Origin of the sequence: Maridesulfovibrio pacificus (SeqCode) (assembly GCF_048612815.1) — a bacterium.
In the GTDB taxonomy this organism is placed as follows: Bacteria; Desulfobacterota; Desulfovibrionia; order Desulfovibrionales; family Desulfovibrionaceae; genus Maridesulfovibrio; species Maridesulfovibrio pacificus.
This window is the reverse complement of record NZ_JBLZNE010000001.1, coordinates 947,275-961,073: the sequence shown is the minus strand read 5'-3', so window position 1 is coordinate 961,073 and position 13,799 is coordinate 947,275. Positions and strand designations below refer to the sequence as shown.

Genomic DNA, 13,799 nt, shown 5'->3' with positions numbered 1-13,799 from the left:
GTGGATTTAAACTGCTAGTTCAAGCATTTCACGCATTCTTTGTATCCGTACTTACGGATGTGCTCCAGAATGTCGCGAGGTCTGGCTTCACAGCAGAGGTGTCCGTTAAAAAGAACCTGTCCACGGTCAGCATTGATGTAATCCAGAATGTGTCCGGTATGGGTAATAATGAGGCCGCAGGTATCAGTACCTTTTTTCATCTTCTGCTCTTTCATGCTCAGATCAAGGCAGGGCTTGATTTCGCCATCGAGCAGAGTGCGGACCATTTTACCGATCAGATGCATGTTTTCGAGGTCAACGCCGGATTCAGGCTCATCGAAAAGCAGCAGGCCGGGATTCTGAGCCATAAGCTGGAGAAGTTCGGAACGCTTGATTTCACCGCCGGAAAAACCGGAGTTGATATCGCGATCGAGAAAATTGGTCATATTGACGCGCTCAGCAAGCATCTCGACATCCACATTGGAGCCGTTACCGCACATCTTTACCAGATGACGGGTTTTCAGGCCGTGAATGGTCGGAGGACGCTGGAAAGACATACCGATACCAAGACGGGCACGCTCATAGATGGGGGCGTAAGTGATATCTTCACCTTTGAAAGTAATCTTGCCCTTGGTAACATTATAGTTGCTGAAACCCATCAGGGTCATAAGCAGGGAAGTCTTACCGGAACCGTTGGGACCGAAAAGAATGAAAGTCTCGCCTTCTTGTATATGCAGGTTGAGGCCTTTGATGACCTCCTTGTCGCCGATATTGACGTGCAAGTCTTCTATCTTAAGCATTGAAATTCCTCACTTTATAAGCGAATAGCCAAAAATGGAGTTATTTAGTCGAATTAAGTACGCCTTGAAGAGCTAATAAAATTCACTTTTCAAGTCCAGAATAAATAATGATTAATTTCACAATATCCTGAATTGGCATTAACGCGCACGACATGAAAAATGGTAACGACTCCTGAAAAGTCAAGCCATAAAATAAAAAAACTCAAATTTCCTGAACACAAAGATTTACTTCGTACCGGATAATGACTAATTTGATAGCTCATTTTTTCAGGAGATATTTTTATGGCTAAAAAGAAAATTAATTCCCTTTCTGATCTGAAAGGTTTGAAATTCAAAAAAGATAAAAAAGAAGAACATGTACCGAAGGCGGTCAGAAAAGCACTTGAAGCAGTGAAGAAAAAGCCCTCCCCTGTGGAATGGGAAGAAAAGGAAATCGAAGTGGATGATGATCAGGCATTCATGGATGCTATGGCTGGTGTTGAGCGCATGGACCGCTCCACCGTCGCACCCAAAAAGCCAAAACCGACCCCTGCGCCCAAAATGTCAGATGAAGATGAAGGCAAAGAATATTTGAGCAGCCTTGTTTCCGGTAAAATTGAATTTGAGCTGGAATATTCTGATGAATTCATGTTCGGTTACGTTCGCGGAACTGACTCCAAGGTTTTCCAGAAACTAAAACAGGGAGCTTTCAGCTACGAATCCCACATTGACCTGCACGGCATGAATTCCGAGCAGGCTTTCGACAATCTGCTTTTTTTCATCCGCGAATCTTTTCTGCAAGGTAAGCGCTGCGTGCTGGCCGTTACCGGGCGCGGAAAGAACTCACCCGGAGGTCATTCAGTCCTTAAACGTGAAATTCAGGAGTGGCTGACCCGTGATCCCTTCAGACGCGTAGTACTTGCCTTCTGTACTGCCCAGCCAAAGGATGGCGGTGCCGGAGCTATATACATCCTGCTGCGCAAACAAAAAAAGGTTCAGGGCAAGGTTAAATGGGACAAAGGCATAAACTGGGGAAAAGACATTTAAATGGAAATATTTGATAATCCGGATCGTATAAAACTGGCCTTTGGAATTCCATTTTTTAACATGGATTTCAATGAGCTCATGCTCACCGTGGGAGAACGGGCCGGCGCAAAAGAGAAAACCATGATCTTTGCGCCATCATTCCCATGGCTACTGGATTATGCAAAATCTCCACACATGTGCCCTTTTTATGCTGACTTCATCCTCCCAACGGATTCAGAGATTATCAACTTATCTCAAAAAGCTGAAATCAAGCTGAAAATGCCCTTGGAATATTTTGAATTCCCGGAACAGATTGCCCGCATCTGCGCCCATTACGGATTCAGCCTGCTCCACGTTTCAGAAAGTGCACTGAAAACGGATATTCTTGTCCGCGACGGCTACGTTCCCCTGTCTTGGGACCTGTTTACCCATTTCAAAACAACGGGTGATCTGGACGAGATAGATATCCAATCAATTGTAGGCAGCGCCAACAACCTGCAACCCGATATTGTGCTGATCTCTGCCCCACCGGAATCAATCAGCAGTTGTATTCCCAAAATTTATGAACAATTGCCTGATTGCGTGCTAATCTGCATTCCACATGATGTTGATAAAAATAAGATTGCTGACAAACTGGACAATATTTTTATCCCGCTGCTTCTTCTACGCGATGAGATCAACTATCTGGAGGGAATCAAACGCACAGCATCCATGTCCCTGCCATCTTCGGTCAGCTGTGATGAAACCAGCACCCCACCAAATATAACCATTTCAGGCACCCTTGATGCCGGAACTGCACCCGATTTAATTCGTACCGGAAATCGTATGCTAGAACGCAATTTTGTTCCCACACTGGATTTATCCAAAACTGATTCAGCTTCAGTCAAGGGGATGGAGGCACTCTGTTTCCTAAGCCGGAAATTTCGTGAAGCCGATAAAAATATTACAATCAGCGAAATATCCAATAACCTACAAAACACTCTGCATCGTTCCGGGGCCATGACATGCTTTGCTGATTATCCCGGAATCTCTGATGAACTGTAAGAACAACTGTTAGGGATTCCAAAGGGGCTTAGCTCTTTTGGCCGCCGGAGGCGAAATCACCTATCAAAACGCGAAGCGTATCAATTACAACATATTCACCGGATCAAGGTCCATGGTGATACGAATCTGTTTCTTATCAGGATTTCCGCGCAAGATCTGGGCATAGAGCTCTCTGGTCTTCATCCAATCATCAGACTTAAGCAGGCAATTGAAACGCTTACGTCCACGCAACTGAGCCAGAGGAGCGGGCACAGGCCCCATAGCCATGATACCGTACTCTTTTGCGGCCTCACGAATCTGACTGAAAAACGGAGGACAGAGATGTTCACCTTCCCAACCCATGGGATGACTGATGCGGATCAGAGTAAGCTTGGTAAACGGTGGATAACGGAACCTGCGCCGTTTCTCGATTTCCTTCTCAAAAAAAGTTTTGTAGTCGGCGGAAGTTACTGCTCCCCAGATTGGATTCTGCGGGTTACGGGTCTGGATAATTACCTCACCCGGCTTCTCGCCCCTACCGGCTCGACCGGAAACCTGCACTAATAACTGAAAGGTACGCTCTGCTGAACGATAATCAGGAAGGTTGAGCCCGAGATCGCCCTCGGAAACCACCACCAGTGTTACGCCGGGAAAGTTGTGCCCCTTGGAAAGCATCTGTGTGCCGACCAATACCTGCGCATCGCCACGTGCAAAACTTTTCAGAATTTCATCTAAACGTTCCTGTCTGCGAGTTGAATCACGGTCCATGCGCAGAATTTTTGTTTCCGGCGGCAAAGCCTTGGCGACCTGTTCCTCAAGCCGCTCCGTACCCCCACCAAGCGGCAGAAGATTGCTCCCACCGCAGATCGAGCACGGCAATGGGAAATGGTAAGCATTACCACAATAGTGGCAAATCACACGCTCCCGGCCCTTATGATATGTCATGCTCACATTACAATGCGGACACTTGAACGGTTCTTCGCAATCTGTGCAATAAATCAGAGGCGAAAAGCCACGGCGGTTGAGCATGACCACAGCCTGCTCCCCCTTAGCGACCACCTCTTTCAAGCGGACTTCAGTTTCGGGCGCAAAAGGCTGTTCCGGGTTCTTAATGGCGCTGGTATCCACAACTTTAACCGCAGGAAGCATGGACTTACCGACCCGTTTTTCCATGGAGATAACTTCAAAAGCACCCTGCTGCGCGGCATGAAAGGTCTTAATGTCGGGTGTTGCCGAACCGAGCACCAGCAGACTTCCTGTCATATGGGCCAGCACATAGGCAACTTCCTTGGCCTGATATGGCAGACGTTCTTCCTGCTTGTAGGATTCGTCATGCTCCTCATCCAGAATAATCAAGCCGGGATTACGCACCGGAAGGAATAAAGCCGACCGAGTCCCCACAATCAATGCCGGACTATCATCCTCAGCTAATGCACGAAAGATCGCTTCCTTACGCACCGGGGTCTGGTAGCCATGATAAAGATATTTACGCGCTTCAGGAAATAGCGGACAGATTCCGTTCCAAAGAGCATAAGCAAGGGCTATCTCCGGTACCAAAACGATCACGGATTTGCCCTGCTCCAGACACTTACGTGCCGCAGTCATATAGACGAGAGTCTTACCGCTCCCGGTAATTCCGTGCAGAAGTTTGACCGTGCTCTTCGGTTCATCAAGAGCCGCCAGCAGTTCATCAATGGCTCCCTGCTGTTGCTCCGATGGCGTAAAATCCCACTTAGGTCCTGTAGCAGCACACTTCTCGGCCGGATTACGCTCTTCTTCCGGCGGAGGGCCGATCTTGACCAGAGAATCGGAATGAAGCTTCTTGATCACTCCGGCGGTCCAGTCACCCATAATATTTTTAAGGAAACCTTTTTCACGGGGACCGTTTTCAAAAATAAATTCGAGAATCTGCAACTGACGGGCAGCATTGGGACGCACCGGCCACGGAGGATCTGAAGTAAGACTTACGTACTCTTCTTTTTCAATAGCGGCAGGCAGACTGACGTTCATCCGCCCTTCATCATAAATTTTAACCAGCTCCATACGCTTTTCAGCAGACATACGCCCGATATCTAGAGCCTTCAACCGTGCAGGGAACGCCCGGTCTGCCACCTTGAAAGAAACTTTGGCACTGCGGAACCGCTTGGGCACGACATTTTCCAGCACTTTGCCCAAGGGCTGCATTTGTCGGGCACCGATATTGCGATACAGTTTGAAATGATTGGAGTTTAGTAAGGATTCGCGTTCTAAAGGCCAGATTATGGATTTGAGTTCTACCCCCTCCGGCGGAGTTTCCACTGTTTCAATGAGGAAAGCTACGCGCACGGAACGGCCCAAAGGCACGAGAACCCGCTGTCCTTCCATAAGTTTGGGAAGGTCGGCGGGTGCTTCGTAAGTGTAAATTGAATATGGTGGGCTGGCGAGGCAGGCCTGCCAGAGTATAGTCATTTTTATTCCGATTTATTAAGTCTGAGGCATTTCTTCAAAAATTCGTACACCTGTCCGGCAGGAACTCCGCATCCTTTGGATTCTTTAATCGCAACCGGAGAGAAGACAGCCGGGGACATCTTCTTACGAATGCTTTTCCACTGGATATTGAAATCAAGAACATCTTCGCCCATTTTCAAAGTCCCGGTATGGGGCAGCATAAAACCTGCAAACTTTGAATAAGTGCCAAAACTGATTTCCTGCTGGGGACCGAGAACTATCTTAAGCGGTGCAAAACTCTCATTATCAAACCAGATCTGAAAAGAGCTATCATCGCCCTGCTCCGCACCGAAAACAAAGGCCGGAGTATCTTCATGGAAACCATAGCTTTTGGTGGCATTATTCATGCCGATGGACATCCAGTCGGAAACCGGATCATCAGGAGCCCAAAACTGAAGCATGGAAACAGGCATTTCCGCCGTGGCAGGACATTGGGCAATTGTCTTAAAATACTGCCCGACAGATCTAGCCTCGACAGTAGCATTGCTGCCTGCCTCGGTAAAAGTCTGCTGCCAGTGATCGTGACCACGCTTAATAACTAGTGTGGTTCCCGGTTCTGAAGGAAAAGTCAGCTCCGCTTCAAATGAACTCAATGCACCGTATTTCTGGTACATTGTATCATTTATATCCTCATCAGACGGAAAAAAAGCCCTTGCCGGGCTGCTAATAAACAGACACACGGCAAGGACTGTAAGTATCACATAAGTATTTAAATTCTTTACGAACAAGACAAAAGCTCCCGCAATCTGGCTACAACGTCATCACGCAGCCCCTCGTCCTGAAGGGCGAAGTAAATATTTGCGGTAAGATAATCTACCCAGTCCCCGGCGTCAAACCTTTGTCCGCGAAGTTTCACGGCCAGCAGTTTGTTATCCTGAGCCAGTCCCTGCAAAGCATCAGTGAGCTGGATTTCTCCACCCACACCAGGCTCAAGGCTTTCCAGATGATCAAAGATCTCAGGCAGCAGGACATAGCGCCCGACGATTGCCAGTCTTGAAGGAGCCTGACCGATTGCCGGTTTTTCAACCAGAGAGCGCACACGATACATTCCCGGAGCGAACTCTTCACCCTGAATGATACCGTAACGGTCAACCTTGTTATCAGGAACTTCAATAACGCCGACAACTGCCATGTTTTCAGTACGGGCTGCATCAATAAGCTGTTTGATACCCGGCTCCATACCGAACATGAGGTCATCACCTACCATTACGGCAAAGGGATCGTTCTTGCAGACTTCCTTGGCGCAGAGAACTGCATGGCCGAGACCGAGCTGTTTCTTCTGCCGTACGGAAATGATATTAACCATCTCAGCTACTTTGCGAACTTCCGCAAGGGCCTCGGTCTTGCCGCCGCGCATAAGCACATCTTCAAGAGAAAGGTTGTAGTCAAAGTGGTCTTCAATGATCTTTTTGTTCTGGTTGTTAATAAAAACAACATCGGTCAGTCCGCTGGACATGGCCTCTTCAACCACATGCTGCACAACCGGCTTTTTGAAAATAGGCAGCATTTCCTTGGGAATATTCTTAGTGGCAGGCAATGATCTTGTACCCCATCCAGCAACCGGAACAATAACTTTCTTGATGACCATTGGTTACGATCTCCTTATGATATCAGTGCTTAACCAGCAACTGAACTAATTATCAACGTAAATGCTCTTCCAAAACTCCTGCAAGCTCGGAAGTATAAAGTTCAACTTTGGAACTGTCTTCCGCTTCAACCATAACTCTGGCTACGGATTCAGTACCGGAATAACGAAGCAGAACACGTCCCTTTCCGGCCAATTCCTGCTCTACCTGTTTGAGTGCTTCCTGCACAGCAGGAACTTCTTCAAAAGGCTTTTTCCGCTTCACGTGAACATTCTGTAATTTTTGCGGATAAAGTTCAAGTAGTCCGGAAAGTTCGGAAAGCGGCCTGTTCTTCACACATAGTATACGCAATAACTGTAAGGCTGCAAGCAGGCCATCGCCTGTGGTGCTGAATTCTTTGAAAATAAGATGGCCGGACTGCTCTCCGCCAAGGATTGCTCCCTCGCGGCGCATGGCTTCTACCACATAGCGGTCACCGACCGGGGTACGCAGCAGGGTTCCGCCCTTTTCTTTCATGAAATTTTCCAGGGCCATGTTACTCATAACGGTCGCTACCAGCATATTATGATTAAGCTTACCGCGCTCCATCAGATCAGCTGCGCACATGGCCATGATCACGTCACCGTCAAGGACCTGCCCTTTTTCATCAACAACAATCAAACGGTCCGCATCACCATCAAGAGCCAAACCAAGATCAGCATGCTCTTCAACAACCCTCTGTCCAAGGATATCAGGGTACAGGGAACCGCATTTATCATTAATATTAAGGCCGTTGGGCTTATCACCGATACGCACAACTTCCGCGCCCAGTTCTTCGAACATATGTCCAAGACTGTAGGCAGCACCGTTGGCGCAATCCAGAACAAGCTTTACGCCATTCAGGGTCATATCCTGCGGGAAGCTGTACTTGAGGTAGACAATATAGCGCCCGCGGGCATCTTCGATTTTGTATGCACGGCCGACTTTCTCCGCCTGCGGATAATCCCACTGGGTATCCTGAGAAAGAACCATGTCAGCGATTTCATCTTCAACCGCATCGGGAAGTTTGTGACCGCTGGAATCGAAAAATTTAATACCGTTATCCATAAACGGATTGTGGGAAGCGGAAATAACAATACCGAGATCAGCACGCATGTTCCGAGTCAGAAAGGAAACTGCCGGAGTCGGCATGGGCCCGACCTGAAAAACATCCATACCCATAGCGCAAAGACCAGAAGTCAATGCAGATTCAAAGACATAACCCGAAAGGCGGGTATCTTTACCGATAATAACTTTGTGGCGCTGTTTTCCATTCCGGAAGTAAGAACCGGCCGCAAGGCCCATACGCAGAGCCACCTCAGCAGTCATGGGAAAAATATTAACCTGACCGCGCAGACCGTCAGTTCCGAACAAACGTTTACTCATCCATCTCTCCAAAAAAATGCAGGCCGTTCAAATTATTTACGGCTCCTGCCTCGCTATAGTTACAGTTATTGCTTCTGGTTTTCTCTTTGTTACTGAACAGCCTTTAGGCAGAGTAACTTCATAGGAAACAACGTTATCCCCAATAGGGATCGTTGCATTCAAATCAATTGAAGCTGTAATCTCATCTCTGAATCCTTTTTTCCTGAAGAAGGGTTTAGGCCCTTCCACAAGCAGCCTGACGTAATTCTGGCTGGGCGCAAAGTCAACATCATCAGGCCCTAAAATATATAACGGAACCTTAACCCACATCTTTCCTGAGCGAACCGCAAAATCAAGTCCCACACTGACTAAACCCGGATTGGATTCCACAGTGTCCGGTAATTGCAGGGGAACTTCACCTCGCCAGTTACCCGGAGAATCCGTATCCAGCATGATACGCTGAGTTTTGACCTGTTCAATTTTTTTCAACACAGAAGCCGGACCGCGAAGAGTAACTTCATCCGGTTCACTGTATTTTTTCTTCAAGGTATAGTCGCGGTGCAGTTCTCCCTCCCATGAGGGAACCACCCGGACCCGCTTCTTCACAAACATATCCATGACAAGATTTATATGCGAAGGACTGATCTCCACGACTTCAAGAGCACTGCCCAGCCCCATATTTTCCGGCACAATAGTTACCGGATTATTTCCCACAACCAGATGACCGGTATCAAGGGAGTAGGCCGTTTTTTTGGTATCAAGGTTACGAATCAAGCCTTTAGGTCCGCGCAAACGCACTGAAACTTTGCTTATCATACCATCCTGAATAATCATTCCCTGAGGAGGGTTAATTATCTCCAGCGGAAATTCTACCCATGTCTCAACAAGATCACGCCCGGTAACCAGATACCAGGTTAAGACGGCCATCATGACGGCCAAAGCTGCTATTTTCCAGTGCTGTACTTTCATACCATCAAGTCAAAACGTTTTTCAGAACCCTTTTAAGGCGGACAATGTCGAGGCTGGTGGTCAACTTACCACCAATTGCCGCCGACATGGTTCCCCGTTCCTCGGAAACAACAAGAGCAATGGCATCAGTTTCCTCGCTGATGCCCAATGCCGCCCTGTGGCGAGTGCCAATAGCACTCTGGCGGGTCGAAACATGCGCCAGAGGCAAAATACAGGAGGCCGCAACAATCTTATTAGATTTTATGACCACGGCCCCGTCATGCAACGGGGTATCAGGCCAGAAAATATTTATCAGCAACTGCTTGCTGACCCGGCCATTAACCTCAACTCCCTTTTCAAGGATATCACCTAAGGGGACATTCTTCTGGATAACCAGCAAAGCTCCAATCTTCTGACGGGCCATGGAGTCCATGGCGGTGCAGATTTCATCAATAACCGCGAGCTCAAAATCCTGCTTACGCCAGAAACGCCCTGCCCCCATCTGGGCCAGACCTTTACGGATATCCCGCTGAAAAAGAATGATAATTACAAGAAAAATGGAACTTAAAAAATTGGTCAAGAGCCAGTTGAGAGTATAAAGACCAAAGACATCGGAAAGGTAATAAACCAGAAGAACCAGCAACAACCCCCAGATTACAGCAGCCGCACGAGTTCCACGCACCAGCAGGATGATGTAGAAATAGACAATAGCTACCAGCCCGATGTCCAGCAGCTCTTTCCAGGAAATTTGAAAGCCTAGAAATTCAAACATCAATTATCTCCGCCGATCTCCTTCACTATTCTCAATGTCTGGCTGGTCAGTCCGACTTCATGCACCCGGTGAATGGGAACACCCCGGGCAGCGAGGACTGCAGTTGCTGCCTGAGTGGCATTTTGTCGCTCTCCAGCTTCAAGCCCCAGCAACTTACCCCACAAAGACTTGTTTGAAAGCCCCATATAGATAGGAAATCCCAAATCCATAAACCGATCAATTTTGCGTAAAATCTCAAGATTGTGGTCAAGTGTCTTTCCAAAACCAATGCCGGGATCAAGTACTATTCGATTTTCCGGTAAGCCTGATTTTACGAGTTTTTCAAGACTTTTTTCAAAAAAACTCAAAATATCCTCTATGACATTATCATAAGTCGGCGACAATTGCATCTCTTCAGGTGTTCCCTGACTATGCATAAGGACGTAACCGGGTTTGAGATCGGCAACAACATCAAGAAGTGCCGGGTCTTGAGCAAAGGCAGAAACATCATTTACTATTGCCGCCCCGGCCTCAACGGCCAGTCTGGCAACATCGCTCTTCACTGTATCAACCGATACAGCATAGTCGCGACTGAGTTCACTGATAACCGGGATTACGCGAGACAACTCATCCTCAATGGAAACGGGATCGGCAAAAGGTCTTGTGCTCTCACCGCCTACATCGAGAATATCTGCGCCCTGCTTTGCCAGCAGCCGGCCATGCTCTATAGCCTGCTGCGGATCATAATTCACTCCCCCGTCATAAAAAGAGTCAGGGGTAACATTAACAATACCGGCAATAAAAAAAGGGGCAGGGCCTAACACCCTCCCCCCTTTAATTGTCCATGAATAATTACGGGACATAAATCCTGATTCCTTATTCGGAACTTTTTTTATCTTCAGAAGCCTTGGACTCTTCAGCTTTAGCTTCTTCGACTTTCTCTTCTTTAACTTCAGTCTCTTCAGATTCTTCTGAGAGCTTGAACTCTTCTTTTTCTTCCGGCTGTTCATCAAAGGAGAAATCTCCCTTATCTGAATCTTCTTCTTTTCCGGATTCGGAAACAGGAGTGTACCCGGATTTACCGGCAGAACCATACGCCCTTGCCGGGGACGAAGGTTTAGTCTGAGTAACAGTCTCAACCGGAGCAAGCTCGCCACCTTCCATGAGGATATCAATATCAGCACCGCTGATGGTCTCACGATCCAGAAGAGCATCGGAAACCCTGTGCAGCATTTCCGCATTTTCGCTGAGCAGCTTATTGGCTGTTTCATAAGCAGTGTCGATGATTCTTCTAACCTCGGAATCGATGAGGCGGGAAGTATCTTCACTGAAATCCTTATGCTGAACCAATTCCTTGCCGAGGAAAACCTGATCCTGACTTTCACCGAAAGTCATGGGACCGAGTTTCTCACTCATACCCCACTGACAAACCATGGAACGGGCCATCTTGGTAGCGCGTTCAATGTCGTTGCTGGCACCGGTGGTAACCTGATCGAGGATCAACTCTTCGGCCACACGTCCACCGAGCAGCATTACCAAAGTATCTTCGAGGTATGCTTTATTGTAGTTATGGCGATCATCCACAGGCAGCTGCTGGGTTACACCCAAAGCGCGGCCACGAGGGATAATGGTTACCTTGTGTACGGGGTCGCAATTATCAAGCAGCTTGGCGATGAGAGCATGACCTGCTTCATGATAAGCAGTGGTTCTTTTATCTTCATCGGTAAGAATCAGGCTGCGGCGTTCACGGCCCATGAGGACTTTGTCTTTGGCTTCTTCAAAATCCACCATCTTGACATAGTCCTGATTATTCTTTGCAGCATACAGAGCTGCTTCGTTAACAAGGTTTTCCAGATCAGCACCGGAGAACCCGGGGGTTCCGCGGGCAATAACATCAAGGTCAATTTCACCGGCAAGAGGAGTCTTACGGGTGTGAACCTTGAGGATGTGTGCACGGCCCTGAACATCAGGGGTCGGTACAACAACCTGACGGTCAAAACGACCGGGACGCAGCAGCGCGGGGTCGAGGACATCAGGTCTGTTTGTTGCAGCGATGAGGATAACACCTTCGTTGGACTCAAAACCGTCCATTTCAACCAGCAACTGGTTCAAAGTCTGTTCACGCTCATCATGCCCGCCACCGAGGCCTGCGCCACGCTGACGTCCAACTGCGTCAATTTCATCAATAAAAATCAGACAAGGTGCATTTTTCTTACCCTGTGCGAAAAGGTCACGCACACGGGAAGCACCAACACCGACAAACATTTCAACAAAGTCTGAACCGGAAATGGAGAAAAAAGGCACACCGGCCTCCCCGGCTACAGCGCGGGCAAGCAGGGTTTTACCGGTACCGGGGGGGCCCACCAGCAGAACACCCTTGGGAATACGTCCGCCGAGACGGGTAAACTTCTTGGGTTCGCTGAGGAACTGAACAACCTCGGAAAGTTCTTCCTTGGCTTCATCAACACCGGCAACGTCTTCAAATGTGACTCTGGCTGTTTCTTCGTTAATCATCCGCGCACGGGAACGGCCGAAAGACATGGCACCGCCACGACCTCCACCGCCTCCTTGCATTTGACGCATGAAGAAAATCCAAACCCCGACCAGAAGCAGCATAGGAAACCATGATATGAACAAAGTCATGTACCACGGAGCCTCTTCTTCCGGCTCAGCCACTACTTCGATTTTGTTTTTCAGCAGATGCTGGACAAGGGCCGGATCATCAGGGTTAAACGTGACAAAACGCTTGTCACCAACCATAACCCCGCTGATTTTCTGCCCCTGAATCTTAACTTGAAGGACTTCACCTTCATCGACCCTGCTCAAAAAGTCGGTGTAGGAAAGTTTGAGCTGGGAAGTCTGTGGCTGGTTAAACAGATTGAACAAAACAATCATCACCAGCATGATGGTTACCCAGACCAAGAGATTCTTGGCAAAACTATTCAAAGTCTATCTCCTTGGATATGCGTCCGGCCTGCCTAAGCCTGTCAATATGCGGCAAGCACCGGACTGTATTTACATTTTTTCTTCAGTTTCAATCAGCTATTAATAAGACTAATTTGGCAAAAGGCAAGTCATATTCAAAAATATTATTGTACTTGCGCTTTGCCATCAAAATTGTTAGCAAATTCTTCTTCGAAGCGGAAGTGTATCGTAACCGGTGTTGCGCCTGGACTTCAAATCCAGTGGACGGGTTAACCCTCGTCGGTAGGTTCGACTCCTATACACTTCCGCCATTTCTTTTGCTATATATTTCAGCTCCTCCAAAATTTTTATCCCAAAACAATATCTGGAAATTGTACTGTACAAATTCAGCCATAATCCAATATATTTATGGTAACAACGTACGGTTTAAATCAGAAATGTAATATCTATTCTATCGGGATATATCATGAACAGCAAGACAACTTCCGGACAACCACTCCATACTGGTATCGGAGTTATTGACAATCAGCATCAAACCTTTTTCACTCTTCTCGAAAGGATAAGGAAAAAACCTCTTGAAGGTAACCCCTCCCATCTCTCAAGCTTAATAGACGAAATACACCTTTACACACTCTATCATTTTGAATCGGAAGAAAGAATGATGGAAGAAGCAGGTGTTCCTAATTTGGATGAACACAAAAGATATCATCAGGATTTTGGTGAGAAATTGGAAGAACTCAAATTAAAATGCATTGCAGAAGATGGGGACTTAGCGCAGGAAATGACTGATGCTTTAGAAGACTGGCTTGTTAATCACATTCAGAATATTGATAAACGTGACCTTGAATACCTAAAAAACAACTCTTAATCATTCTTTTTAATTTCCCGAAACAAAACAAGGCCGGAAGATTT

12 protein-coding genes and 1 tRNA gene are annotated in these 13,799 nt (G+C 47.4%); 4 read left to right on the top strand and 9 right to left on the bottom strand.

Annotated features, from left to right (window positions below; all coding sequences use genetic code 11):
• Nucleotides 1-14: 14 nt before the first annotated feature.
• On the bottom strand, nt 15-779 hold the full coding sequence (locus tag ACNI23_RS04590; RefSeq protein WP_420247034.1) for an ABC transporter ATP-binding protein: 765 nt from the start codon (nt 777-779) through the stop codon (nt 15-17).
• 282 nt (nt 780-1,061) lie between these two features.
• On the opposite strand from ACNI23_RS04590, the gene ACNI23_RS04585 reads away from it, so the two are divergent.
• Entirely contained in the window at nt 1,062-1,805 is a 744-nt protein-coding gene (locus ACNI23_RS04585) for a Smr/MutS family protein (protein ID WP_420247033.1), read from the top strand.
• The gene (locus ACNI23_RS04580; protein WP_420247032.1) at nt 1,806-2,828 is read left to right on the top strand and encodes an STAS domain-containing protein; all 1,023 of its coding nucleotides are present in this window, start codon (nt 1,806-1,808) and stop codon (nt 2,826-2,828) included. It abuts the gene before it with no gap.
• 84 nt (nt 2,829-2,912) lie between these two features.
• On the opposite strand, the gene priA is transcribed toward ACNI23_RS04580, so the two are convergent.
• The 8 genes from priA to ftsH all read right to left on the bottom strand — a co-directional run bounded on the left by priA (nt 2,913) and on the right by ftsH (nt 12,908).
• The gene (gene priA, locus ACNI23_RS04575; protein WP_420247031.1) at nt 2,913-5,255 is read right to left on the bottom strand and encodes a replication restart helicase PriA; all 2,343 of its coding nucleotides are present in this window, start codon (nt 5,253-5,255) and stop codon (nt 2,913-2,915) included.
• A 2-nt stretch (nt 5,256-5,257) separates the two neighbouring features.
• Nucleotides 5,258-5,908 (bottom strand): hypothetical protein, encoded by a 651-nt coding sequence (locus tag ACNI23_RS04570; RefSeq protein ID WP_420247030.1) that lies wholly within the window; start codon nt 5,906-5,908, stop codon nt 5,258-5,260.
• 104 nt (nt 5,909-6,012) lie between these two features.
• Nucleotides 6,013-6,882 carry a UTP--glucose-1-phosphate uridylyltransferase GalU gene (galU, locus tag ACNI23_RS04565; protein WP_420247029.1) on the bottom strand — a complete coding sequence of 290 codons (870 nt, stop codon included), beginning with the start codon at nt 6,880-6,882 and terminating at the stop codon, nt 6,013-6,015.
• A gap of 52 nt (nt 6,883-6,934) precedes the next feature.
• Nucleotides 6,935-8,284, bottom strand: coding sequence for a phosphoglucosamine mutase (glmM, locus tag ACNI23_RS04560; protein ID WP_420247028.1), 1,350 nt, complete (start codon nt 8,282-8,284; stop codon nt 6,935-6,937).
• A 36-nt stretch (nt 8,285-8,320) separates the two neighbouring features.
• Nucleotides 8,321-9,232, bottom strand: coding sequence for a CdaR family protein (locus ACNI23_RS04555; RefSeq protein WP_420247027.1), 912 nt, complete (start codon nt 9,230-9,232; stop codon nt 8,321-8,323).
• A 4-nt stretch (nt 9,233-9,236) separates the two neighbouring features.
• Complete coding sequence (gene cdaA, locus ACNI23_RS04550) at nt 9,237-9,983, bottom strand: diadenylate cyclase CdaA (RefSeq protein WP_420247026.1); 747 nt, start codon at nt 9,981-9,983, stop codon at nt 9,237-9,239.
• Nucleotides 9,983-10,825 carry a dihydropteroate synthase gene (folP, locus tag ACNI23_RS04545; RefSeq protein WP_420247025.1) on the bottom strand — a complete coding sequence of 281 codons (843 nt, stop codon included), beginning with the start codon at nt 10,823-10,825 and terminating at the stop codon, nt 9,983-9,985. The genes cdaA and folP overlap by 1 nt, the downstream gene beginning before the upstream one ends.
• 13 nt (nt 10,826-10,838) lie before the next feature.
• Nucleotides 10,839-12,908, bottom strand: coding sequence for an ATP-dependent zinc metalloprotease FtsH (gene ftsH / locus ACNI23_RS04540; RefSeq protein WP_420247024.1), 2,070 nt, complete (start codon nt 12,906-12,908; stop codon nt 10,839-10,841).
• Between the two features lie 196 nt (nt 12,909-13,104).
• Here ftsH and ACNI23_RS04535 point away from each other — a divergent pair.
• Nucleotides 13,105-13,198: transfer RNA gene (locus ACNI23_RS04535), tRNA-Sec, on the top strand.
• A 155-nt stretch (nt 13,199-13,353) separates the two neighbouring features.
• Entirely contained in the window at nt 13,354-13,755 is a 402-nt protein-coding gene (locus tag ACNI23_RS04530; protein ID WP_420247023.1) for a bacteriohemerythrin, read from the top strand.
• Nucleotides 13,756-13,799 lie beyond the last annotated feature (44 nt).